The 24,817-nt window shown below is 29.9% G+C and carries 21 protein-coding genes, 2 pseudogenes and 1 other annotated feature; of the genes and pseudogenes, 5 read left to right on the top strand and 18 right to left on the bottom strand.

The genetic code is table 11. The annotated features are described in order from the left end of the window. The 3 genes and pseudogenes from B3W71_RS11230 to B3W71_RS11220 form a co-directional block, all read right to left on the bottom strand. A pseudogene (locus tag B3W71_RS11230) lies at positions 1 to 310 on the bottom strand (hypothetical protein); the annotation flags it as partial. A 4-nt stretch (positions 311 to 314) separates the two neighbouring features. Beyond that, positions 315 to 731, bottom strand: coding sequence for a VanZ family protein (locus B3W71_RS11225; RefSeq protein ID WP_346888545.1), 417 nt, complete (start codon positions 729 to 731; stop codon positions 315 to 317). 49 nt (positions 732 to 780) lie between these two features. After that, positions 781 to 2,178 carry a Sapep family Mn(2+)-dependent dipeptidase gene (locus B3W71_RS11220; protein ID WP_346888546.1) on the bottom strand — a complete coding sequence of 466 codons (1,398 nt, stop codon included), beginning with the start codon at positions 2,176 to 2,178 and terminating at the stop codon, positions 781 to 783. A gap of 455 nt (positions 2,179 to 2,633) precedes the next feature. Here B3W71_RS11220 and B3W71_RS11215 point away from each other — a divergent pair, with 455 nt between their 5' ends. The 3 genes from B3W71_RS11215 (at position 2,634) to B3W71_RS11205 (ending at position 6,665) form a co-directional block, all read left to right on the top strand. Then, entirely contained in the window at positions 2,634 to 3,869 is a 1,236-nt protein-coding gene (locus B3W71_RS11215) for an aminopeptidase (RefSeq protein WP_346889014.1), read from the top strand. A 226-nt stretch (positions 3,870 to 4,095) separates the two neighbouring features. Then, positions 4,096 to 4,800, top strand: a complete 705-nt coding sequence (locus B3W71_RS11210) for a response regulator transcription factor (protein ID WP_346889013.1) — start codon at positions 4,096 to 4,098, stop codon at positions 4,798 to 4,800. Between the two features lie 14 nt (positions 4,801 to 4,814). After that, positions 4,815 to 6,665, top strand: a complete 1,851-nt coding sequence (locus B3W71_RS11205) for a HAMP domain-containing sensor histidine kinase (protein WP_346889012.1) — start codon at positions 4,815 to 4,817, stop codon at positions 6,663 to 6,665. Positions 6,666 to 6,738: 73 nt separating this feature from the next. On the opposite strand, the gene B3W71_RS11200 is transcribed toward B3W71_RS11205, so the two are convergent. Then, positions 6,739 to 7,227 carry a metal-dependent transcriptional regulator gene (locus B3W71_RS11200; RefSeq protein ID WP_346889011.1) on the bottom strand — a complete coding sequence of 163 codons (489 nt, stop codon included), beginning with the start codon at positions 7,225 to 7,227 and terminating at the stop codon, positions 6,739 to 6,741. A 279-nt stretch (positions 7,228 to 7,506) separates the two neighbouring features. On the opposite strand from B3W71_RS11200, the gene B3W71_RS11195 reads away from it, so the two are divergent. Continuing rightward, the gene (locus B3W71_RS11195; RefSeq protein WP_346889010.1) at positions 7,507 to 7,773 is read left to right on the top strand and encodes a FeoA family protein; all 267 of its coding nucleotides are present in this window, start codon (positions 7,507 to 7,509) and stop codon (positions 7,771 to 7,773) included. Between the two features lie 229 nt (positions 7,774 to 8,002). Beyond that, positions 8,003 to 10,162: a ferrous iron transport protein B gene (feoB, locus tag B3W71_RS11190; RefSeq protein WP_346889009.1), complete on the top strand. Its 2,160-nt coding sequence runs from the start codon at positions 8,003 to 8,005 to the stop codon at positions 10,160 to 10,162. A gap of 138 nt (positions 10,163 to 10,300) precedes the next feature. Here feoB and B3W71_RS11185 read toward each other — a convergent pair whose 3' ends face one another. The 14 genes and pseudogenes from B3W71_RS11185 to B3W71_RS11125 form a co-directional block, all read right to left on the bottom strand. After that, positions 10,301 to 10,681 (bottom strand): VOC family protein, encoded by a 381-nt coding sequence (locus tag B3W71_RS11185; RefSeq protein WP_346889008.1) that lies wholly within the window; start codon positions 10,679 to 10,681, stop codon positions 10,301 to 10,303. 135 nt (positions 10,682 to 10,816) lie between these two features. After that, positions 10,817 to 11,023 (bottom strand): annotated as a pseudogene (locus tag B3W71_RS19315) (DUF3793 family protein); the annotation flags it as partial. A 275-nt stretch (positions 11,024 to 11,298) separates the two neighbouring features. Beyond that, positions 11,299 to 11,712 carry a flavodoxin domain-containing protein gene (locus B3W71_RS11180; RefSeq protein ID WP_346889007.1) on the bottom strand — a complete coding sequence of 138 codons (414 nt, stop codon included), beginning with the start codon at positions 11,710 to 11,712 and terminating at the stop codon, positions 11,299 to 11,301. 221 nt (positions 11,713 to 11,933) lie between these two features. Then, positions 11,934 to 13,544 carry a CTP synthase gene (locus B3W71_RS11175; RefSeq protein WP_346889006.1) on the bottom strand — a complete coding sequence of 537 codons (1,611 nt, stop codon included), beginning with the start codon at positions 13,542 to 13,544 and terminating at the stop codon, positions 11,934 to 11,936. Positions 13,545 to 13,932: 388 nt separating this feature from the next. Further along, positions 13,933 to 14,940, bottom strand: coding sequence for an aspartate--ammonia ligase (gene asnA / locus B3W71_RS11170; RefSeq protein WP_346889018.1), 1,008 nt, complete (start codon positions 14,938 to 14,940; stop codon positions 13,933 to 13,935). 115 nt (positions 14,941 to 15,055) lie between these two features. After that, positions 15,056 to 15,321, bottom strand: a binding site (T-box leader). A gap of 155 nt (positions 15,322 to 15,476) precedes the next feature. Beyond that, on the bottom strand, positions 15,477 to 17,168 hold the full coding sequence (locus B3W71_RS11165; protein ID WP_346889005.1) for a peptide ABC transporter substrate-binding protein: 1,692 nt from the start codon (positions 17,166 to 17,168) through the stop codon (positions 15,477 to 15,479). A 34-nt stretch (positions 17,169 to 17,202) separates the two neighbouring features. Then, positions 17,203 to 18,180 carry a dipeptide ABC transporter ATP-binding protein gene (locus tag B3W71_RS11160; RefSeq protein ID WP_346889004.1) on the bottom strand — a complete coding sequence of 326 codons (978 nt, stop codon included), beginning with the start codon at positions 18,178 to 18,180 and terminating at the stop codon, positions 17,203 to 17,205. Continuing rightward, a complete protein-coding gene (locus tag B3W71_RS11155; RefSeq protein WP_346889003.1) occupies positions 18,173 to 19,189 on the bottom strand; it encodes an ABC transporter ATP-binding protein in 1,017 nt (338 codons plus the stop codon). The genes B3W71_RS11160 and B3W71_RS11155 overlap by 8 nt, the downstream gene beginning before the upstream one ends. Before the next feature lie 11 nt (positions 19,190 to 19,200). Next, on the bottom strand, positions 19,201 to 20,139 hold the full coding sequence (locus B3W71_RS11150) for an ABC transporter permease (protein ID WP_346889002.1): 939 nt from the start codon (positions 20,137 to 20,139) through the stop codon (positions 19,201 to 19,203). Between the two features lie 11 nt (positions 20,140 to 20,150). Continuing rightward, positions 20,151 to 21,080 carry an ABC transporter permease gene (locus B3W71_RS11145; protein WP_346889001.1) on the bottom strand — a complete coding sequence of 310 codons (930 nt, stop codon included), beginning with the start codon at positions 21,078 to 21,080 and terminating at the stop codon, positions 20,151 to 20,153. 398 nt (positions 21,081 to 21,478) lie between these two features. After that, a complete protein-coding gene (locus B3W71_RS11140; protein ID WP_346889000.1) occupies positions 21,479 to 22,723 on the bottom strand; it encodes an amidohydrolase family protein in 1,245 nt (414 codons plus the stop codon). A gap of 512 nt (positions 22,724 to 23,235) precedes the next feature. After that, positions 23,236 to 24,102: an SDR family oxidoreductase gene (locus B3W71_RS11135; protein ID WP_346888999.1), complete on the bottom strand. Its 867-nt coding sequence runs from the start codon at positions 24,100 to 24,102 to the stop codon at positions 23,236 to 23,238. Positions 24,103 to 24,185: 83 nt separating this feature from the next. Further along, the gene (locus B3W71_RS11130; RefSeq protein ID WP_346888998.1) at positions 24,186 to 24,389 is read right to left on the bottom strand and encodes a heavy metal-associated domain-containing protein; all 204 of its coding nucleotides are present in this window, start codon (positions 24,387 to 24,389) and stop codon (positions 24,186 to 24,188) included. 215 nt (positions 24,390 to 24,604) lie between these two features. Next, on the bottom strand, positions 24,605 to 24,793 hold the full coding sequence (locus B3W71_RS11125) for a DUF1858 domain-containing protein (protein WP_346888997.1): 189 nt from the start codon (positions 24,791 to 24,793) through the stop codon (positions 24,605 to 24,607). Positions 24,794 to 24,817 lie beyond the last annotated feature (24 nt).

Here is a 24,817-nt window from a genome sequence, read left to right as displayed (position 1 = left end):
GTCCAGCACCTAATACTAATACATAGTCTGTAGCACGATCATCCTCTATAGTTCCAGTGTATATAATTAAACCTTCTAAAGTTAAGAAAATTATAAGTCCTATAGAAATAAATATAGCTAATATCCTTACTAAGGAATGTCCTATAAGATTGCTTTTTAACATCTTATAAATTATATAGCTTAATATGGATAAGGCCAACCAAAATTCTGCAAAGGCTGCATGGAAACTAACTATTGTTAAAATAAAGTAGTATATGATAGCAAACCACCCTATGTATGCAAATATATTATATAATTTTAATTTTTCCATGAAATTATCCTCTTTTCACAATCTTTATATGAGTAGTTATATGATTGGCTAAAAAAAATGTAAGCGCACCACTAAAATCAATAAGTACATCTTTCACCTCAGAACTTCTCCCCATAATAAAACTCTGTAAAAATTCATCACTTAAAGCTACTAATATGCACATTAATAGAATAAAAGAATGATTTCTCTTATCCGTAAAAGCTCCATAGGTGGCTGTAACTAAACCACTCAATATTAAATATTCCGTAAAATGAGCTCCCTTTCTAACTATTACAGTCAACACTTCTTCCTTAGACTCATCTAAATTAAATGTGTTCAATACCATATCTACTATTCTAGAGCTAGATTTTGAAGATTCCTCTGATGGCTTAGAGGACATATAAAATATAAAGCTAATCCACAATATTGTTACAAGTAACAATACATATTTCTTCTTAATAAGACCCCACCCCTTTCAATAGTTTTAAATCCTATTTTAATAATTCATATATAGCCATAGCATATATTTCTATTAAATTCATTAATTCATCTATAGTGACAAATTCATCAATCTCATAATCTAATTCTTTATTTTTAGGAAGTATCGGACCAAAGGATACTGTATTGCTCATAACCCTTGCATAGGTTTCTTTCCATGTCACATAAGGTTGTGATTCTTCATCTCCAGTAACTTCCCTATATACCTTCATAAGTTTTTTTACCACGAAACTATCTTTAGAAAAGGAAATTGCCCTAACATGGTTTGTGTTATTTATCTTAAGTGGAGAATACTTGAATCCATTTTTAACAAGTTCCAACACATCACTATAAACATACGAAATTGGATAAGTAATATTTACTTTTATACAAACTCTATCATTATTTAAATCTATGGTGCTCACATTGAAAGTAAATTCTCCTGAATCTTCATCATGTAATTTACAGTTTATTCTTTCTCCATTATAAGAAGTACAAATTAATCTATTATATTCATGAATAAATTCCTTTTTGTCTATGAATTCCTCAAAGCTTGCAAGAAACTTCAGTCCATAGGATATAGCATTTATACCTTTATTCGGGTTTCTACTATTAGCTTTCTTACCTATAAATTCAATATTAATAAGTTTATTCTGACTGTGGACTTCATAATTTATATTCTCAACCTCTGAAAACCTTTTTAATTCAGCTTCAATTTTATCCTTAAATATATCATCACAACTTAGTATAATGCTTGCTTTAGAAGGTACAGTATCTATACTATCTCCTCCAATTATTTGCACTATATTAATAGGCGCATCATAGTCACTAGAGAACTCCATTTGAAGATCTAAATTCATGATTCCTTTTTCTCCATATATTACAGGAAACACACCATCTGGAGTAAACCCTATATCCGGAGCTATTTCATACTCTTTATAGTAATTTATGCTCTTTATTCCAGTCTCTTTATCTGCTCCAATAATCATTCTAACTTTTTTGGTTTCTGGAATTAACTTTTCATCCTGTAAGAATTTCATCGCATATAAACAAGCTATTAAAGGGGCTTTTCCTTTTACAATACCTCGTCCATATATCTTGCCATCATAAATTTCTCCTGAAAAGGGTGATTTTGTCCATCCTTCTCCCTCTTCATTTACATCTACATGACATAAAATACCTATTGTATAATCACCGTATCCAGCATCTACCTGACCACAATATCCACAAAAATTTTGGACTTTAAAATCCATTTCTTTCCCTTTATCTAATACATATCTAAGGCTTCTATTCACCTCTTCTCCAAAAGGCATATTAGGCCTTTTCTCAGCAGCTACACTTCTTATTTTTACTAACTCTACCAAATCTTCTATTATATAATCTTTATTTACCTCTATATGTTCCTTAAACATAACTTAACTTTAGAAGTATGTACTAACCAATAAGCACATACTTACTAAAGTTCACCTCCTTATATTTTAAAAACTTTCATAATTTACAATAAATTCACTTTAAACCTATTTATTGTGCTGATAAATTATCATTATATATGACCCCTATTAAATTCCTTCTTTCTATGTTATAACATAAATATTCTCCATATGAAATACTCTTATACAACCTTTATATGATTTTTATAACATAACTTTCTTTATGTATAACTAACACTATAAAATAACTGTATTCTATTATGCTCACAACGTATTATTTCTTTCATTTATGGGTATGCTATTAAAATCTATGATATAAGTATAAATTTATCTAGAAATTTAGTAATTTTACATATATAATGGAAATACATAGAAAGCTATTGTATTAGAATAATCTAAAACTATTCTTCAACTAATAAACGGAGGATCTAAGTAATATGAAAATAAATGATGAAATCTTGAGAAAATATGCAAAGCTTAGCGTATCCATTGGTGTAAATGTACAACCTAATCAAATCCTTGTTATAAAATCACCTGTAGAATGTTTTAACTTCACAAGAATGATTGTTGATGAGGCCTATAAGGTTGGTGCAAAAGAGGTTATTGTTCATTGGAGCGATGAGGAATGCGGTAAACTTAAATATCTTAATTCCCCAATGGAAGTTTTTGAATCATATCCTGATTGGATGAAAGACTCCATGCTAACTTATGCTAAAGACGGTGCTTGCTTTTTAAGTATCAGTGCATCAAATCCTGAACTATTAAAAGATGTTGATCCTGCTAAAATTGCAGCTTCTCAAAAAACTTCTAGTATTGCTACAAAAGAATTTAGCGAAAGACTTATGAGTAACAAAAATTCTTGGTCTGTAATAGCCATCCCAACTAAAGGTTGGGCAACTAAGGTATTCCCTAATATATCTGAGGAAGAAGCAATGAATAAACTATGGGAAAACATATTTAAAATAGTGCGTGTAGACAAAGATGATCCAATTGAAGCTTGGAATTATCATAAGAAAACTTTAATTGAAAAAATAAACTATCTTAATAATAAAAATTTTAAAGCCCTTCACTATACTAATTCCTTAGGTACATATTTAAACCTAGAGCTTGTTGATAATCACTTATGGGTAGGTGGTGCAGAATATACTCCTGAAGGCATAGAATTTATTGCCAATATGCCTACAGAGGAAATTTTCTCAATGCCAAAGAAGACTGGTGTTAATGGTAAAGTCTTTAGTTCAAAGCCTCTAAATTATGGAGGTAATCTAATTAACAATTTCTCTCTTACATTTAAAGATGGAAGAGTCATTGATTTTGACGCTAAGGAAGGTTATGAATCTCTAAAATCTTTAATTAATATTGATGAAGGATCTCACTACCTTGGAGAAGTTGCTTTAGTCCCATTTGATTCACCTATTTCCAATTCAAATATAGTGTTCTTTAATACTCTATATGATGAAAATGCTTCATGCCACTTGGCATTGGGCAAATCTTACAATTTATGTATAAAAGACGGAGTAACGAAAACTACTGAAAAAGTTTTAGCTCTAGGTGGAAATGATTCCTTAACTCATGTTGACTTTATGATAGGAACTTCTGATTTAAGCATTATCGGTATTGGTTTCGATGGTTCAGAAACGCCTATATTTGTTAACGGTAATTGGGCTATATAGTTATAACAATTTAAATATAAACTTTAATGGATAACTTAACTAATTAATCTAAATTTAATCTANNTAGATTAAATTTAGATTAATTATGAGTTATTCTTTTTTTAGCTTAAAATATAATTATTTTAATTAAGTAAGAAAGTCTTAATACTTTTTGAATGATTATGTTGTAAAATATTAATTGAATACTATAAAAATTGTTTTAAAATAAAAGGTGGTGCGTAATAGTATGTCAAATTTCAATATTTTAGTAGTAGATGATGAAGTTGAAATCTGCAATGCTATAGAAATATATTTAAACCGTGAGGGCTTAAATGTACTTAAGGCTTATGATGGAATTGAAGCGCTTCAAATTTTAGAAGAGGAAAAAATACATTTAATATTATTAGATGTAATGATGCCTAAGCTTGATGGTATAAAGACCTGCTTAAAAATTAGAGAAAATAGGAATATTCCTATAATAATTCTATCTGCTAAATCCGAAAATCTCGATAAAATTATAGGATTAAATAGCGGTGCTGATGATTATATAACTAAACCCTTTAATCATCTTGAGCTCATAGCTAGAGTTAAATCTCAGCTAAGAAGATACGAAAAACCTCTTGATATAGAAAATGTAAATTTAAAAGATAAAATTGTAATTAAAGATTTAATTATTGATACAACCCTAAAATCTGCAACGCTACGAGGTGAACCTTTAAAACTTACAGCTACAGAATATGGTATTTTACTGTTGCTAGCCTCCAACTCTGGCAAAGTATTTTCTATAAAGGAGATATATGAAAATGTATGGAAATCACCTTTCTTCCATAGTGAGAATACAGTAACTGTTCATATTCGAAGAATGCGTGAAAAAATTGAGATTAACTCTAAAGAACCTGAATACATAAAGGTAGTATGGGGTGTTGGATATAAGATTGAAAAACATAATTAAAGGAGGGTTAGACATTGACTTCCAATATAAAAACCTTAATTAAAAAATGGTTTAATGCTTCTAATGAAAAGACAACATTAATTGAAATATTAATATTCTTTATTATCGGTATAATTGTGCTTCCAAAGTTTTTTCAAATATTATTAGTAGATTATGATAATTATACTAACAGACGCAGCTTTTATAGAACTGCTATTATTAATGAAAAAACTTTTAAGAATCAAATGTTACAAAATGATACTATTAAATTTAGAGAGAAATTATTAAGCGTTACTGAAGGCTTTTCAAAAATCCTCTATTGCAAAACTGACGAAGATGCCAAAGTTATTCAAAATTATTTAGAAATATCTCTCACTGATGAAATCGGTGTGTTACTTATAGATAAGTCTAATAATAGATGGTTTTCTAATAGAAATTGGTTTTCGGATTATCCATTTAATGAATTACATCCTAAAGAGGCCTTAATGAAATTATCCAAAGAGGACGATGTAGTAGTCTATAGTTCTAATAACTTATCACACTACTCATCTCCTTCGGGTTATTACAATGGTGCCTATACGTCTCCTAATGCAGATTTAGAGGAAGTTTACTTTATTCGTGGTGCTAAATATGGTACTATGGCAAACATTATAAGACTTAGATTTTATTTTTCAGTTCCGCTATTAATTATATTTATAATTCTAGTAACTAAGCAGCTTTTCTCTATTAAAATTTTTGGAATAAAAGCATATATAAATAATTTTAATAATTTACTTTTTATTCGAGGAATAAAATCTATTAATATATTTTTTGTAAATACAAAGGATGTATTTAAAAACCTATTTTTTGATATAACACTAATAGGCCTTTTAATATTTTGGATAATGTATTTGCCATTGTCCCAAATATTTAATTCAAATGATTATTTATTCTATTCAAATGATTATCTATCCTATTCTAACTCCTATTCTAACGAAATTTATACTGCTACCTTTATAACTTTTATAATAATAGTAATAAATATATGTGTAAGATATTTAGAAGGTATAAATAACAAGAAAAATTTAATTAAATACCTAAAAAAAGTTGAAGATGGCGATATGGATGTAGATATAAATACTAAAAATTTTGGTACCTTGTCTAATTTAGCCATGGAAATAAATAATCTAAAAGTAAGTTATAAAAAGAAAGTTGAAGAAGGAATTCAAAACGAGAAATTAAAAACTGAGCTCATAACCAATGTATCTCATGATTTAAAAACCCCATTAACTTCCATAGTAAATTATGTAGACATACTTAAGGACGAATCTCTTGATAAAAGTGAGATAAGAGACTATGTTACAATTTTAGATAATAAATCAACTAAATTAAAAAAACTTGTTGAAGATTTATTTGAAATGTCAAAGATGAGTTCTGGGCAAATCATTTTAAGCAGAAATGATGTAGATATTGTAGAACTAATACACCAAAACCTTGGAGAACTAAGTTTTTTAGGAGAAGATAAAAATCTTATCTTCAAGGTAATCGGAGATAAAGCTTGTCACTTAAGCCTAGATGGAGCTAAAATTTCAAGAGTTATGGATAACTTAATATGTAATGCTATAAAATATTCTCTCGAGAACTCTAGAATTTATCTAGAAATTATTGAGAATGAAGCTGAATGTGAAATAATAGTAAAAAACATCTCAAAATATGATTTAGATTTTAATGAAAATGAAATTCTTGAAAGATTTGTTAGAGGCGATAAATCTAGAAACTCTTCAATAGAAGGTTCTGGCTTAGGCCTTGCTATTTCTAAAACTATAGTAGAGCTTCATAATGGCACTCTTAATGTAAAATGTGATGGAGACCTATTTAAAGTAATAATTAAACTACCAAAATCTTAGACTATAAAATGAAATAAATTTTACAAAGCTACCTCAAAACTATGTATTAGAGGTAGCTTTCTCTGTACTTTTCTTATACCTTTACTTTTTTATAATACTCTTCTCTAAATGCTCTATATTCAGCCAAAATATTTTCATTACTCTCTATAAAATTATTCAGAATGTTTAAATTCTCTACGGTAGTACTACTTACTACATGCTCTATTAGTTCTGTTTCTACCAGAATATCACTATCTGCACTTAAAAACCTTAAAAATTTTTCTATTGTATTATGCCTACTTAAAAGATATCTCCCTACTTTTGTTCCTAAATCTGTAAGCTTTATAATACCATATTTTTCATAGTCAACCAATCCTAATTTACCAAGTTTCTGCATCATCTTAGATGCTGAGGAATCTCTAACATTTAACATTAAAGCTAGTTTATTGAGCCTTATGTAATTTTCCTCTTTCATGGTACATCGATAAAGCATCTCTACATAATCTTCCATAGATGCCGTTAGTAATCTATCATCAAATAACTTCTGCTCATAGGCTCTGACTGTATAAAAGTTTTTATCCATTTTTTATATCCCTCACATCTTATAATTTATATTTCTTAATCTTTAAAATTCAAACTTTTATTCTCCACCATTTGTAACATCTATATTTAAAATTTATTAAATTCTTACCTTATTTTCTAAAATAGTATCACAAATATATAAATAATCATATGTTAGAGTAGGGAAAGACTTTTTCCTTACTCTAATTAATTAATTATATGATTTAAATTAGAAATTAGAAGTGCCTTAACTAGTAATATTTAATTATAAATACAAAATGTTTAAAAGGAGATTAACAATATGAATACTAATTCAAACATCTATATAGAATCATCTAAAATATTACCCTTAACTGATTTATGCCTAGGAAGAAAATGTAAAGTTAAAAACCTTACTTCTAGTGGATCTATAAGACGTAGGATGCTTGATCTTGGACTTATATCTAATACAGAAATAGAAGTTCTTAATCAAAGTCCTTCTGGGGACCCTGTAGCTTACTTGATTCGTGGTGCAGTAATTGCAATTCGTAAAGAAGATGCTTCTAACATATTAGTTGAAACCATCTAATACTAAAAATCTAACATCTTCTCTTTTCCATATTAAAGTACATTGACTTACAATCTAATTCATGACACAATTCCTAGCTTCAGATGGAACTCGTTACTCCATCTGAAGCCTATTATATCATTTCTAAGATCCTCATTTTTATCAGTGCATTCTAAGATGAAGGATTTCTTAAAATGCATCATTATCATAACTTTGAATTTTTAACATTTTATTTTAAGGAGGTTTTATAATGGGACTAACTAATCAATCTACTGGAGTTGGCGCTTTAGAAAAAGAGCTAAAAATAGAACGTATTTCTCCATCTGATAAAGTAATTGCTCTAGCTGGTAATCCCAATGTAGGTAAAAGTACAGTTTTTAACAGTTTAACAGGACTCAATCAGCATACAGGAAATTGGCCTGGAAAGACCGTATCTAATGCACAGGGCAGATATACCCATAAAAATAGAGATTTTATATTAGTCGATATCCCTGGAACTTACTCTCTTATGGCCAACTCTGTAGAAGAAGAAGTTGCTAGAGATTTTATATGCTTCGGAAATCCTGATGCCACTATAGTTATTGTAGATGCTACTTGTCTAGAAAGAAATTTAAACTTAGTACTTCAAACCATAGAAATAACAAATAACGTAGTAGTATGTGTAAATTTAATGGATGAAGCTAAGCGAAAAGGAATTAACGTTGACCTAGTAAAACTTTCTCTACTTCTTGGTGTTCCTACTGTAGGTACTAGTGCTACTACTGGAATCGGCCTTAAAGAATTAATGGATGTAGTTTATAAGCTCACAAATAATGAAATACCTATAAATCTTATTAAAATTAAATATAATGAAGCTTTGGAGAATGCTATTTCTATAATAGAGCCAGAAGTAAAAAGAGTTATACGAAATATCCCTTTAAAAATCAATTCTAGATGGATTTCTTTAAAATTACTAGAAAATAATGATAGTCTAATTGAATCATTAAATAAATACTTAAATATTAATTTATTAGATAATGAAATAATTAAAGAAAAGCTGAAAGAAGCAGCTAGTCTTTTAGATACTTATAACATGATGGAAGAATCCTTTAGAGATGAAGTGGTAACTACTCTAATAAGCAAAGCTGAAAAAATTAGTACTGAAGTAGTAACAAGAGAAAATTCTAAATATAACATCACCGACAGAAAAATAGATAGAATTCTAACGTCTAAAAGATATGGGATACCTATCATGATACTACTTTTATGTGTTGTTTTTTGGATAACTATAACTGGTTCTAATTATCCATCTGCTCTATTATCTAATGCTCTTTTCTGGATTGAAGATAAGCTTAGCATTTTTTTATTAGATTTAGGAGCACCTTTATGGCTAGAAGGAGCTCTAATAAAAGGAATTTACAGAACTTTAGCTTGGGTTATTGCTGTAATGCTTCCTCCAATGGCTATTTTTTTTCCACTATTCACTCTTCTTGAAGATCTAGGCTATTTACCTAGAATAGCTTTTAATTTAGATAACTTCTTTAAAAAGAGTTGCGCTTGTGGAAAGCAAGCCCTAACCATGTGTATGGGATTTGGATGCAATGCAGCTGGAATAATTGGTTGTAGAATTATAGATTCCCCACGTGAAAGACTAATTGCAATACTTACAAATAATTTCGTGCCTTGTAACGGACGCTTCCCAACTTTAATTGCTATAATCACTATGTTCTTTGCTGGTACTTTTGTCGGACCTTCTCAATCTATTATATCTACCTTAATTTTAGCCTCTGTAATTCTATTAGGTGTATTTATGACCTTAATGATTTCAAAAATCCTATCTAAAACTATACTTAAAGGTGTTCCATCTTCTTTTACTTTAGAACTTCCACCTTACAGAAAACCTCAAGTAGGAAAAATTATAGTTCGCTCTATTTTTGATAGAACCCTCTTTGTTCTAAAAAGAGCAATAATAGTATCTGCTCCTGCAGGATTAGTTCTTTGGATTATGGCTAACATTACAATAGGAAATTTAAGCTTACTAGCTCATTGTGCTAATTTTTTAAATCCTTTTGCAAATTTAATAGGATTTGATGGATATATCGTGATGGCATTTATACTTGGTTTTCCAGCCAATGAAATCGTAATTCCTATTATTATCATGAGTTATACTGCTACTGGAAGCTTAGTAGAGTTTGATAGTTTAATACAACTAAGACAACTTCTAATCTCAAATGGATGGACATGGCTCACAGCTTTAAACGTAATGTTATTCTCTTTGATGCATTGGCCATGTAGTACAACATGTTTAACTATTAAAAGTGAAACTCAAAGTCTTAAATGGACTGCCCTAGCCTTCGCCATTCCTACTATAACTGGTATCATTATTTGCTTCACTGTAACAACCATAGTTCGATTTCTAGGTCTTGCATAGATATTTTAAAATAGTAGTTCTATTAACAGCTTATAGTGATATACAAATATCAGTTAATACTAATCAATATCACGCACTATAAATAATTCTAATATAAAAGGGTGACACTTAAATTGTGTCATCCTTTTATATTAGAATTTATTTATCTTCTCTAAGTAAATATTCATTACCATCTTGATCTTCAAATGAAAACATCTTTCCATATGGCATATTCATTAATTCACCAACTTTAACACTTTTTTTCTTCATCTCACTATACGCACTCTCAATATCTTTAGTGCTTAGAAGTATTGATGGATGAGTTACATTAGCTTTAGGATTCTGAGCTATCATTAAATTTTTATCGTATAAAACAAAAGTAGTAAATTCCTCTTCACTTGGTCCAACCTCAAGCCACTTCATATTAGGACCCATAGCTTGTTCAAACTTAACCACAAATCCTAGCTTCTCAATCCAAAAGCTTTTAGCTTCCTCTTGATTGTTTACATATAACGTTATTTTACCAATTTTATTAATCATTTTGACCCTCCAATTAACATGTTGTAGTACTTAAACTATAACATACATATTATAATTCATTAATTATATATCAAACATTATAATTTTTTAAAAAGTTATAATGTAAGCTACTTAAATATTTAACATTTTAAAATTTTAAAATGTTGCTTCATCTATTAGATTGTTATAGTATTTATCCTTCAAGCTCTCAATAAAAAAGAATACTCCTAATTCATGTGGACAATTATATTCTTTATATCTATTTCTTAACATGCCTAGATGCTCAATAACAGTTCCACTTTCTGAATATCCTAGACTAACTAAAAACTCTTTATTACTTTCTGTATTTATATATTTCTCAAGTAAACTATGATTATTAAATTAATATTATACTTGAATCATCCTATTCTCTTAATTCCATAAAATTAAGATTAATACTTTTTATAAACTCTTTTCCTATTGAACACCAATTATTATATAACTCTTCGTTACATTTTTTAAAAGTTATAGTTACAGCAGGTTTAACCTTTGCAATAACTAATGAAGTATTATAAATTAAAAAGTTTTTAATTTATACTTTTCCATTCATAAATTCCAACTTATTATAAAATTCTAAACATGTCATTTTCATTCCCTACCTATAAAAGTGCTATTTTTTCACCAAAATCTATGTACTCATCTTCATATTCTATTTCGCCACAAATAATTAAGTAATCTTCCTCTATTTGGTATCCATAAAAAATCATTCTATCTTTCCACTCTCTCATCCATTTTTCATCTCTCCAACCATAAGATCCAAATAAAGCTGCTTTCTTTTTAGATATCTTTGAAAATATTTCTTCAATAAAAGGTTCAAATTCAGATTCTTCTAATATCTCATCTACCATAGATTGGTATCCTAATATTATTAAATCTTCATCATTAAAAATATTACTGTTAGCATTAGCACCATTGATTACTTCTGCGTTTTTGACACCTTTTCTAATTCCTTTATCAATCACCTCTGCCATTTTTTCTGTATTCACTGTACCTCCCCAATAAACTATTTTCATAACATATCCTCCTTGGTTGAAAATTATTATCATTTACATGTTAAAAGGTTTTTATTATATTGTCAATAGATTTTGATAGTTATTCTCAATTATATTTCAATAAGTTAAATATGTAATTTTATTATGCTTTTTTACATGTAAATCTATACTCACTAAATCATTTTTAATAAGCTAATTTAAAAAGACATTTTTCTAACTATATAGAAAGATGCCTTTTTATACTAATTATTTTCTTTATCTATAATTGCAGCTTTTATAAATCCTCTGAATAAAGGGTGAGGACTATTGGGCCTTGATTTTAATTCAGGATGAAATTGTACTGATACATACCATGGATGATCCTTTATTTCAACTATTTCTACTAATCTATTGTCAGGACTTATTCCTGTAATATCCATACCTTTATCAATTATCTCTTGTCTAAATTTATTATTAAATTCATATCTATGTCTATGCCTTTCATTGATTAATGTTTCACCATACTCCCTAGCAGCCGTTGAATTTGTATCCAATTTACATGGATATAATCCTAATCTCATAGTTCCACCTAAATTTTCAATTTCCTGTTGATCTGGCATTAAAGCTATTACAGGATAATTAGTATCTTGATCGATCTCAGAACTATTAGCTCCTTTATATCCAAGTACATTTCTTGAAAATTCTATAACTGAGCACTGCATCCCTAAACATATACCAAATAAAGGCTTTTTATTTTCTCTTGCCCATCTTATAGCTTCTATCTTTCCTTCTATCCCTCTATCTCCAAAACCACCTGGTACTAATATTCCATTTACATCAGAAAATAATTTATCTGATTTATCTCTCTTCACCTCTTCTGCATTTATCCACTTTATTTCTACTTGACAGTCATTGGCATATCCACCGTGACTTAAAGCCTCAACCACAGATATATATGCGTCGTGTAATTCTACATATTTACCAACTAATCCAATTTTAACTTTTCTATTTAAATTCTTAATCTTCTTTACCATCTCAATCCATTGATAATTATCAATATCAATACATCCTAGTCCTAACATTTCACATACTAATCTATCTAGGCCCTCCTTATGTAACATTAAAGGTACTTCATATAAGTGCTCTGTATCTAGATTTTGTATTACGTTCTTACCATCTAGATTACAGAATAATCCTATCTTTGCTTTTAATTCATCAGATATTTCCTTTTCAGACCTACAAACTATTATATCCGGTTGAATTCCTATACTTCTTAATTCTTTTACTGAATGTTGAGTTGGTTTTGTTTTTAGCTCACCAGCTTTTCCTAAATAAGGTACCAAAGTTACGTGTATAAAACATACGTTTTCTCTACCTACTTCATATTGAATTTGTCTTATAGCCTCTAGAAATGGTAACGACTCAATATCCCCTACAGTGCCACCAATTTCAGTTATGACCACATCTACCTCTTTCTCTTTTGTAACTCTACATATTCTTTCTTTTATCTCGTTAGTTATATGTGGTATTACTTGAACTGTTTCACCTAAATATTCTCCTCTTCTCTCCTTTGAGATAACTGACCAATAAACTTTACCAGTAGTAACATTACTACTCCTACTTAAATTCTCATCAATAAATCTTTCATAGTGCCCTAAATCCAAATCAGTTTCAGCACCATCATCCGTAACAAATACCTCTCCATGCTGATATGGACTCATTGTTCCCGGATCTACATTTAAGTATGGATCGAACTTCTGTATTGTGACTCTTAATCCTCTATTTTTTAAAAGTCTACCTAAAGATGCTGCTGTAATTCCCTTTCCTAAGGATGAAACTACTCCACCTGTCACAAAAATATATTTACTACTCATGCTATCTTCTCCCATATAGTTTATTTTAAAATTTTTATTAATTTACTATTGACTTTTAATTTGTACATTTGTATAATAAGAATTACCCCACTAAATAAGATGGGGTAGTCTGTACTTTTAACATAGAACCTATATTATCACACTTTTATATATATGACTAGTGTTTTTTGTGATTTCATTTATTTTGATAGTAGCTTTTAAATTTATATAAACTACAATATAGTATAAGTGTGACTGATCGCATATAAAAAACTGAGTCTACCTTAAAAATTATTTTAAGATAGACTCAGTTTTTAATTTACTTCAAAAATAAATATTAGAATTTCTCTGTGAAAAGTAAAGTTGTTATTTAAATACTCCAAATTTAAATACAAAAATTATTTATGAATTAAAGTAATTTTATATCATTTTCTTTACAAACCTTTAGATTTTTTTCATCCCATATAGTAGATTGAACTTCACCAATATGAGCTTTATTTAAAAAGAACATACATATTCTTGATTGTCCTATTCCTCCTCCAATTGTATATGGAAGCTCTCCACATAATAACATCTTGTGAAAATCTAAACTTCTCCTATTCTCATTATCTGATACTCTTAATTGATAATCAAGAGCCTTTTCATCTACTCTTATTCCCATGGATGAAAGTTCTATGGCTCTATTTAATAAAGGATACCAAAATAATATATCTCCATTTAAATTCCAATCATCGTAATCTGGACTTCTACCATCATGTTTTTCTCCTGATTTTAATACAGAGCCTATTTTCATTATGAATACAGCTCCAAATTCTTTACATATTTTATCTTCTCTTTCTTTAGGATTAAGCTGTGGATATCTATCCTCTAATTCTTGACTAGTTATAAAACATATTTCTTCTGGTAAATTACAGCCTGTGTTCATTAGGTTTTTGCTGACAAATTCTTCAGTTTTCTTAAACACATCATAAATTGTTCTTACAACCTCTTTTAAGTATTCTTCATTTCTATCTTCTTTTCTTATTACCTTTTCCCAATCCCATTGATCTACATAAACAGAATGCAAATTATCCAATTCTTCATCTCTTCTTATAGCATTCATGTCTGTATATAGACCATCTCCAACTTTGAACCCATATCTATGAAGACTTAATCTCTTCCACTTTGCCAGGGAATGTACTATTTCAACATTCTCTCCCGTCGCCAACAAATCAAACACAACAGGTCGCTCTGTACCATTTAAATTATCATTTAGTCCACTCTTTGAATCTACAAATAACGGTGCTGAAACTCTTGTTAAGTTAAGTTTTTCCGATAAGGTTTTTTCAAAAAAGTCTTTAATTTCTTTTATATATATTTCAGTCTCTATTAATGTGCTTTTAGATTTATATCCATCTGGAATAATAATGCCTTCTATTTTCATAATAAGTTCCTCCTAAATTCAATATTTAAAATTAAGTATTAATAAAGTTTTATGGCGCCATTACTTTATCTTTTTTATTTTTATAATAAAAAAACTCTCGTCCTTTATATAAAAGGACGAGAGTACTACTCACGCGTTACCACCTTAATTTACTGTCACTTCACAATAACAACCTCTTCAAGTACGTCAATTTTATAAATTGATTATACTCTAGCACTATAACGTGTGCAGATCCGGTACTACCTACTGGGTGTTATCTTTCGGAAGCACTGCTCAGAGATGTTATTCAAATTAACTTACTCTTCCACCTCTCAGCTTATGGGGAATTCTCTGTAAAGATACATTAATTTTACTTCTTCTCTTCAACGCTTTATAAAATTTATTGTTTTCAAAATAATATCACAATAAGTCTATTTTGTAAAGTTTTTTATAAAATTAATTATAAAAGGAGCTATCTTCAAGTTTTATTTGAAAATAACTCCCTTTATTTTTTAATTAATTATTATATTAAAGTAATTTTACTTATTAAGCTACTCTACATACGCATTTCTAAATTCCATTTGTCCTAATGGAGATTTATAAGTTCCCTTAACATTTTTGTCTATACATAATACATTTGTATAAGAGTAAACGGGTATTATTGGCAATTCTTCCATTAATATATCCTCAGCTTTACGTAACATTTCAGTTCTCTTTGTATCGTCTAATTCTACTTTAGCTGAAGCTATTAACTTATCATATTCTTTATTTGAATATCCGGCGTTATTTTGTCCATTTTTAGTAGTCCACATATCTAAAAATGTCATAGGGTCATTGTAATCTGCTATCCAACCATGTCTAGCTATAGAATATTGGAAGTTATTTCTTGTATCTTGGAATACTGCCCACTCCTCATTCTTCAATTCAACATTTATTCCCAAATTAGTCTTCCACATATCTTGTACAGCTTGAGCTATATTTTGATGACCTTCATTTGTATTAAATGTAAGAGTAATAGTTGGAGCGCCTTCCCCATTTGGATATCCTGCTTCTGCAAGTAATTTTTTAGCTTTTTCTACATCTCCAGTTGGTGGTAGATAATCTTTTTTAAATTCTTTTTCAGCTGAATCGAGAATACCTAATGGTACATAACTAGTTGATGGTGCCTGACCACCTTGTGTTACCTTATCAACTATTAGCTGTTTGTCTATAGATAGTGCTAACGCTTTTCTAAATTTAGGATTACTTAATGCTTCAGCTGCTTTAGGATCTACATCTTTAGCTTTGTCTGATACATTTATTACATAAAAGTAAGTTCCTAAATAAGGATATATTTTAGCTGTTCCTTCAGCTAATAATGTAGGAATTTCGGCTTGAGGTGGTGATTCTATTACATCTATTTCTCCACTCTTAAATGCATTTAGATAAGTTATTTGGTCATCTATTAATTTTACTTCTAACGTCTTAAGTTTTACATTTTCAGCATCCCAGTAGTTTTCATTCTTTACAAAGGTAATACTTTCTTTTTCTTTCCACTCAGACATTTTAAATGGTCCATTGGATACATATGTGTCTGGTTTCAATGCCCATTTTTCTTTATTTTGTTCTATTATATCTTGTCTAACTGGGAAGTAAGTTGGAAAAGCTGCCAAAGATAAGAAATATGACACAGGAGACTCAAGAGTTACCTCTAAAGTTTTATCATCTATAGCTTTTACTCCTACATCCTCTGCTGTAGCTACTTTATCCCCTATTTTTTCCTGATTATAGTAAGCGGCTCCATTCTTTATATAGAAAAGTTGATATGCATATTCTGCTGCCACTTCAGGATTTAATGCTCTTTTCCATGCATATACGAAATCTCCAGCTACTACCGGTTTTCCATCTGACCATTTAGCATTATCTCTCAAATGGAAAGTATAAACAGTTCCATCATCAGATAATTCATATTTTTCAGCAGTTCCTGGAATAATTTTAGAATTTTCATCTTCCCTCATTAGACCTTCAAAAGCATTGTGAATTACTGTTGACCCATCTGTAGCTGAATTAAGCTGTGGATCAATGGTTTTAGGGTCTGCGCCTAGGTTATACACTATTTTTTGTTCTACTTTTTCTTCCACCACTGGTTTATTGTTATCACCTGGCTTTTTTCCTTCATTTCCATTATTCTTCGTACATCCTAAAAGCAATGTACCAGTCATTATTGTGGTCATTATTAGTGCCATTATTCTAGTTTTCTTCATTGATTAACCTCCTTGTTAAATTAATTTATTTATTTTAAAATAAATGACAAGCTACACAATGGCCAGGAGATACTTCCTTTAGTATTGGCTCCTCTTCACTACAAATCTGTTTCGCGTGTTTGCATCTAGATTTAAATCTACATCCTGTTGGAGGATCAATTGGAGATGGAATATCTCCTTCTAAAATTATTCTTTGTCTTCTTTTAGCTTCATCTGGATCAGGAATTGGAATTGCAGATAGTAATGCATTAGTATATGGATGAATTGGCTTATTATATACCTCATTACTCTCTGATATTTCGACTAATTTTCCTAAGTACATTATTCCAACTCTGTTGGATATGTGCTTAACCATAGATAAATCATGAGCTATAAATAAATAAGTTAAGCCAAAGTCATTTTGTAAATCTTCAATCATATTAATTATCTGAGCTTGTATAGATACATCTAGTGCAGAAATAGGCTCATCACAAACAATAAATTCTGGATTAACAGCAAGAGCTCTTGCTATTCCAATTCTTTGTCGTTGTCCACCAGAAAATTCATGAGGATAACGATTCATGTGATTCTGATCAAGTCCTACCTTATCTAGAAAATACTTTACTTTTTCTTCCCTTTCTTTTCCTTTACACATCTTATAAATATCTAACGGCTCACCAATGATATCTCCAACAGTTAATCTTGGATTAAGAGAAGCATAGGGATCTTGGAATATCATTTGCATTTTCTTTCTATAAGGCAACATCTGCTTAGTATTTAACTTTTCAATTGCTTCATTATCATAAAATATTTCTCCTGCTGTAGGGTTATATAACTTTAATAAGGTTCTACCTAAAGTTGTTTTTCCACAGCCTGATTCTCCTACTAATCCTAAAGTTTCACCTTTTTTTATATGAAGAGATACACCGTCAACAGCCTTTAGTATACCTTTGTCTTTCTTAAAAACTGATTTTTTGGTATGAAAATATTTACATATATTTTTTACCTCTATTAAATTTTCTGTATTACTCATCTTCCTTCCTCCTCTTTATTGGAGTTTCAACCTTTGATGCCCTCTTGTCATTTAACCAACAAGCAGATTTATGTCCCTGAGCTATTTCATAGTATCCAGGTCTATGCTCTTTACATACTTCCATAGAATATTTACAGCGAGCATAAAATGGACATCCTTTTGGTGGCTTGAATAAATCTGGAGGCTGACCATCTATAGGTCTTAACCTTTCTCTTACCAAAGTATTAGGATTCGGAACACTTTCCATAAGACCCCAAGTATATGGATGTCTAGAATTATAAAAAATATCTTTTACAGTTCCTTGTTCTATAATAAGACCTCCATACATTACATTTACCTTGTCACATATATCTGCAACCACACCTAAGTCATGAGTAATTAATATTATGGAAGTATTTAATTTTTGTTTTATATCCTTCATTATCTCTAAAATCTGAGCTTGTATTGTAACATCAAGTGCAGTAGTTGGCTCATCAGCTATTAAAAGTTTTGGATTACAAGTTAGTGCCATAGCTATCATAACCCTTTGTCTCATACCGCCAGAAAACTCATGTGGATATTGCTTCATCCTACTTTCAGGACTTGGTATTCCAACTAAGTATAATAATTCTATAGCTTTTTTATGTGCCTCCGCCTTAGTCATCTTTTTGTGAATTCTAAGGGGCTCCATGATTTGATTTCCTATAGTCATAAGTGGATTTAACGATGTCATAGGATCTTGGAAAATCATAGATATTTCATTTCCTCTTATCTTTGACATAGCCTCTTCATTCAATGATACTAGATCACTATCTTCAAACCTTATATCTCCATCTTTTACCTTTCCATTTTGATCCAAAAGTCTCATGATAGACATCATAGTAACGCTCTTACCACTGCCTGACTCTCCAACAATTCCCATTACCTCTCCATATTCTAAATTAAAAGAAACTCCTCCAACAGCTTGAACTTCTCCAAATTGGGTATAGAAAGATGTTTTTAAATTATTTACTTCTAACAAATTGTTCATCCTTCCACCTCCTACTTTTTAACCCTTGGATCTAGAGCATCTCTTAGCCCATCACCAAGCATATTAAATGAAAAAATTGTTATACATATAGCCAAAGTTGGGAATAAAAGTTGATAAGGATATAATCTCAAAGTTGATAGAGCATCATTAGCTAAAGTTCCCCATGAAGCAAGAGGTGGAACTAGTCCTAATCCAATAAAGCTTAAGAATGCCTCTGTAAATATTGCCGTTGGAATTTGAAGAGTAAGAGTTACTATAATCGGTCCTAAACAATTTGGAATTAGATGCTTAAATAGTATTCTCTTTCCCTGTGCTCCTAAGGTTTTAGCTGCTAAAATAAACTCTTGTTGTTTAAGTTGAAGTATTTCTGCTCTAACTATTCTTGCCATTCCTATCCAATATGAGATAGCTAAGGCTACGATAATATTAAATAATCCACCTTTTTCTAGGATAACCATTAATAATATTACATATATGGTCATAGGTATAGATGATATTATATCTACAATTCTCATCATAACGTTATCTACCCATCCACCTACAAGGCCAGCAATTCCACCATATATTATACCTATAAATAAATTTAGTATAGATGCTACAAAGCCAATTATTAAGGAATATCTAGCTCCATACATAACCCTTACGAATAAATCTCTTCCCAATGAGTCAGTTCCAAACCAATGCTCTGCTGATGGCCATTGATTAGTTAACATCAGGTTGTTTGTTTTATAATCATGATGTGAAAACCACGGAATAAGTACAGCTCCTAGAGTTATAAGAATAACAAAAATAAGCCCCACTATTGCCAACTTATTTTTTTTAAGTTTTCTCCATGAATCTTTCCAATAAGATACACTTGGTCTATTTATAGTATCTTTTTTCTTATTAGCTTCATCTACAAATACAAAATCTTTCTCTAAAATTTCATTGATTTCCTCATTAAATTCCATAACCTCACCCCCTATGCTTCAACATTTTCTAATTTTATTCTTGGATCTATGATTACATACATAATATCCACAATTAAATTACATAGTATAAGAAGTGTACTGTAAAATATAGTTACTCCAAGTATTGTTGTATAATCCCTGTTTGTTATTGTGGTTACAAACTCTCTTCCTAAACCTGGTATCGCAAATATTTTTTCTACTACAAAGCTACCAGTTAATATACCTGCAATTAATGGTCCTACATAGGTTACTATTGGAATTAATGTATTTCTAAGAGCATGCTTAAACATAATTCTTCTACCATTAACTCCCTTGGCTTTAGCAGTTCTAATATAGTCTGATTTCAAAACTTCTAAGAGCTTTGATCTGGCAAGTCTAGATATAAATGCTATTGAGTATCCCGCTAAAGCTATTGATGGTAAGATATAGCTCTTCCAACTATCTAGGCCTGTTATAGGTACTAAGCTTAGTTTAACTCCAAATACATACATCAATAATGTCGCTATAACAAAGCTCGGTAGTGTAACTCCTAAAGTAGCTAGTACCATACATATAGTATCTGGCCATCTATTATATTTTAGAGCTGCAATTATTCCTAGAAGTATTCCGAAAGTTAAAGAAATTACCACTGCTACTCCACCAAGCTTTGCAGATGCTGGGAAAGAATAACTTATTATTTCTTGTACTTCTCTTCCTTTGTATTTCATGCTTGGACCTAGATCACCCTTAAGTAAGTCTTTTAAATACATGGAGTATTGCTCTCCTAAAGATTTATCCAATCCATATTTTGCTTCTAAACTAGCCTTTATTTCTGGTGGTAATGGTTTCTCTCCATCAAAAGGTCCTCCAGGCATTAATCTCATCAAGAAGAATGTGGCAGTAATAACTATAAATATAGTTATCACACTTATACCTAGTCTTTTTAGAATGTACTTAATCAAATTCTCACCCCCATTTTTTATATGATATATATATATTGAATTATTTTCTCAATATTCCATTAATTTTTATTTAACATATTACTTTAAATTGATAAATTGATAACAAACTTCATACATATATATTTCTTTATTTCATCAAAGAGTTAAGCCACATTATTAAATGTGTAAGTTACTTATATACGTTTTATTAAAGTTTCTATATGAAATTTACTTACAATCCTAAATTACGCTAAGAAATATTAATAAATTTTATTTATTGTAACTTATATAAAATAAAGAGCTATCTCAAAATAATTTATTACTTTTCATATAATATCTGATTAGTAATTTAATAACTTAAATACTAATCAAGTATTAATCTAAGTTTTAGATCATTTTAAAATAACTCTTTTATAATATTAATTTATAAGTTTCTTTACGAAGGTACCTTCTTTCATTATTACATCCATTTTATCACTTCTTATATCATGAATATCCTTTAATGGATTACCATTTAACACGATAATATCAGCAAACTTTCCAGATTCTAAAGTACCTGTTATATTCTCTATCTTAAGCATTTCTGCGCCATTTTTAGTGGCTGCTAAAATTACTTCCATATTTGTAAGTCCAGCCTTACAAAGGGTATACATTTCTGTAATTGCATATTCTCCATAAGGAGTTAAACTACTGCAGAAGGAATCTGAACCTACAGTTATCCTTATACCTTTCTTATTTGCATTTCGCAAATTACTTATGATACGATTTAGTTCCTTTTCAGCTACTGTATTTCCTTCATAATCATCTAGAATTTTTCTATAAGGAGGCTCGTACACTGTAAACCACTCGTAGAAAAATTGTAGGGTTGGACAAAAGCTTATATCCTTTTCCTTCATAATTTCTAGGCATTCTTCATTCAATTCCTGACCATGTATTATAGCAGAAACTCCTGCTTTACATGAATTTAATGCTCCTTCATACCCTTCCGCATGAGACCAAACTGGTAATCCAACCATATTGCACTCATCTACTACCGCTTGTATCTCCTCTATACAATAATGAGAAGCCGCTTTAGCATCGTGTCTCCATATTCCGCCTCCTGTAGACCATATTTTTATGGCATCAGGATTTTCACGAATTCTTTTTCTGATGGCTTTACGTAGATCCCATGGTCCATCCACTCTTTCTGCCCATGGATGTGAATTCTCATTATATTCCAATGGTAAATTATGCGAATCCCCATGACCCGAAGTTCTACAAAAACCTAATCCTGTTGCAACTATACGTGGTCCAGGTATTATTCCTTCTTCAATCATGTTCCTAAGATAAATTCCAGAGCGAGAAATTTCACCTACGGATGTTAGTCCATGCTCTAATGCTTCTTTGGCTTGAGCAACAGCTACTATAGTTTTTTGTATCACAGGCTCTAAAACCCATTCAGTATCGTTATCTGTTTTATTTCCACTGAAATGTAGATGAGAGTCTATAAGTCCAGGCATAATGGTTTTCCCAGATATATCTATAGTTTCATAGCCCCCTTCTATGTCTTGCATAGTTCCAGCATAAAGAATCTTCTTATTTTCAACAAGGACTAATGAATTTTCTATAGGCTCCTTTCCTGTACCATCTATTAAAAGTCCACCTATAAAGGCTATCCCTTTCATATTTATACCTCCTAAGTCTTACATATTACTATTAATTTTTACTATGTAATTATTAAAATATATGTAAAAACCAATAGTTTGCCTTAAATCATTATTATACCATATATGTAAAATTAGAAAGAATTAATTTTAGGATGTTAAGGATTAGTATATGAAAATTTATATTATATAAAATAAGTAGATAATAGCTTCATCATCTACTTATCTCGTAATCTATATTCATATAAATCAATTAGTTAACTCATCCTGCTAGCTAAATATAGAGTTTTTCATGAAACTAATATCTCTATTCGATATATAACCTCTTTTAACAAATATATACTTAGATATATGGAGCATTTTAACGTTTTAACAAGTTACCAAGAAAACTATTTAAATATTTAACTTTTTAAAATGTTAAATAGTTGCTCTATGCATAGGCTCATGGAATCTATTATTGGAATTCTCAATAAAATACAAAATGTTGACAGTATCATCTGTACTACTTTTAATTAGTACAGATGATTATATTATTAACTAGTTATAAATTGACCACCGTTTATATGAATAGTTTCCCCAGTTATAAAGGAAGCTCCTTCTCCAGCTAAAAACACATAGCTTTCTGCAATTTCAACTGGTTGCCCAGCCCTCTTAAATAAAGTATTACTACCAAAAGTAGATACTTTATTTGCATCAAATGATGATGGTATAAGTGGAGTCCATACTGGACCTGGTGCCACTGCATTTACTCTTATACCTTTAGCTGCTAATGACTTTGCTAAACTTCTAGTTAAAGCCGTCAAAGCTCCTTTGGTACAAGAATAATCTATTAAAGTTTCATTACCCTCATAAGCTGTTATAGAAGTAGTATATATTATACAATCTCCCTTCTTCATATGAAAAAGCACTTCCTTTGTTAAATAAAATGCTCCAAAGAAGTTTGTATCAAAGGTTTTATGCAACTGTTCACTAGTTATTTCATTAATTTGTTGACATTCATGCTGTTCCGCTGAATTTGATACAAATATATTTATAACTCCATACTTTTCTATCACCTTTTTTATAGCATCTTTACAAAAAGCTTCATTACCAATATCTCCAGCGATAAGCAAACACTCTCCGCCTCTTTCTTCAATGAGCTTTTTAGTTTCTTTAGCATCTTCATGTTCATTTAAATAAATGATACATACCTTTGCTCCTTCTTTTGCATATAGCAGAGAAATAGCCCTACCTATGCCACTATCTCCACCTGTAATTAAAGCTATTTTCCCCTTTAATCTATCTGACGTTTTATGATAGTCTTCTATTTCATATATAGGTTTTGGTTCCATTTTACTTTCAATACCTGGCTGTACATTCTGATGTTGTGGCTTAAAACCAATTGAAAAATTATAATCCATCTTAACTCTCCTCATTTATCATAGAAATCAATATCATATTTCCCATTTTATTATATCTTCTATGTCTATGTTATCTTTAGTTTTTAATTTATTTTATATCCTGTATGGCAAATACAATTTTTAATTTCTTCTGGAGTTGCTGGACTATTATAATTTACTTCTACTGTTCCTCTTCCTATATCTACACAAACTTGTTGTACTCCTTCAATTTTATCTAAAGAATTATTTAACTTAGTTCTACTTTCTGAGTTTACTAATCCTGAAACGTTATAATGTACTGATTTCATTTTATTACCCTCCAATTATTAGTTTTCTAATATATTATCTTTTAAAGTAGCAAATTTTATGCATGAAATTACTAATTCTAGACTACCCACTTTTTATTTACCATAAAAGATACACTTACCCAGTTATTATAATAGGACTGTTATAAATAAGTCATAGAATAAATACATAAAAAAAGATGCTACCTAGGTAACATCTTTAAACTTATATTTTATTCTTAAATGGCTTGAAGCTTGCTTAATAAATCATCTATTTCTAATCCATGAACCATGCATGCCTCTTCAAGTGTTTCTGCTTGTGCTGAAGGACACCCAACACATCCCATACCAAAACTCATTAAGACTTCTGCTGATTTTTCATTTTGTCTTATTACTTCTCCAATAGTCATTTCCTTTGTAACTTGCATAACTATTACCTCCATTTTTATTTT

Source organism: Clostridium sp. UBA1056 (genome assembly GCA_002316385.1).
Classification (GTDB): Bacteria; Bacillota; Clostridia; order Clostridiales; family Clostridiaceae; genus Clostridium_J.
Note: the sequence above shows the minus strand (reverse complement) of the source record. Positions and strands in the feature narration are given on the sequence as shown.

Coding starts and splice junctions, on each gene's coding strand:
- B3W71_RS11220 (WP_346888546.1), bottom strand. CDS start 2,178: ATGTTTAAGGAACATATAGAGGTAAATAAAGATTATATAATAGAAGAT.
- B3W71_RS11215 (WP_346889014.1), top strand. CDS start 2,634: ATGAAAATAAATGATGAAATCTTGAGAAAATATGCAAAGCTTAGCGTA.
- B3W71_RS11210 (WP_346889013.1), top strand. CDS start 4,096: ATGTCAAATTTCAATATTTTAGTAGTAGATGATGAAGTTGAAATCTGC.
- B3W71_RS11200 (WP_346889011.1), bottom strand. CDS start 7,227: ATGGATAAAAACTTTTATACAGTCAGAGCCTATGAGCAGAAGTTATTT.
- B3W71_RS11195 (WP_346889010.1), top strand. CDS start 7,507: ATGAATACTAATTCAAACATCTATATAGAATCATCTAAAATATTACCC.
- feoB (WP_346889009.1), top strand. CDS start 8,003: ATGGGACTAACTAATCAATCTACTGGAGTTGGCGCTTTAGAAAAAGAG.
- B3W71_RS11185 (WP_346889008.1), bottom strand. CDS start 10,681: ATGATTAATAAAATTGGTAAAATAACGTTATATGTAAACAATCAAGAG.
- B3W71_RS11180 (WP_346889007.1), bottom strand. CDS start 11,712: ATGAAAATAGTTTATTGGGGAGGTACAGTGAATACAGAAAAAATGGCA.
- B3W71_RS11175 (WP_346889006.1), bottom strand. CDS start 13,544: ATGAGTAGTAAATATATTTTTGTGACAGGTGGAGTAGTTTCATCCTTA.
- B3W71_RS11165 (WP_346889005.1), bottom strand. CDS start 17,168: ATGAAGAAAACTAGAATAATGGCACTAATAATGACCACAATAATGACT.
- B3W71_RS11160 (WP_346889004.1), bottom strand. CDS start 18,180: ATGAGTAATACAGAAAATTTAATAGAGGTAAAAAATATATGTAAATAT.
- B3W71_RS11155 (WP_346889003.1), bottom strand. CDS start 19,189: ATGAACAATTTGTTAGAAGTAAATAATTTAAAAACATCTTTCTATACC.
- B3W71_RS11150 (WP_346889002.1), bottom strand. CDS start 20,139: ATGGAATTTAATGAGGAAATCAATGAAATTTTAGAGAAAGATTTTGTA.
- B3W71_RS11140 (WP_346889000.1), bottom strand. CDS start 22,723: ATGAAAGGGATAGCCTTTATAGGTGGACTTTTAATAGATGGTACAGGA.
- B3W71_RS11135 (WP_346888999.1), bottom strand. CDS start 24,102: ATGGATTATAATTTTTCAATTGGTTTTAAGCCACAACATCAGAATGTA.
- B3W71_RS11130 (WP_346888998.1), bottom strand. CDS start 24,389: ATGAAATCAGTACATTATAACGTTTCAGGATTAGTAAACTCAGAAAGT.
- B3W71_RS11125 (WP_346888997.1), bottom strand. CDS start 24,793: ATGCAAGTTACAAAGGAAATGACTATTGGAGAAGTAATAAGACAAAAT.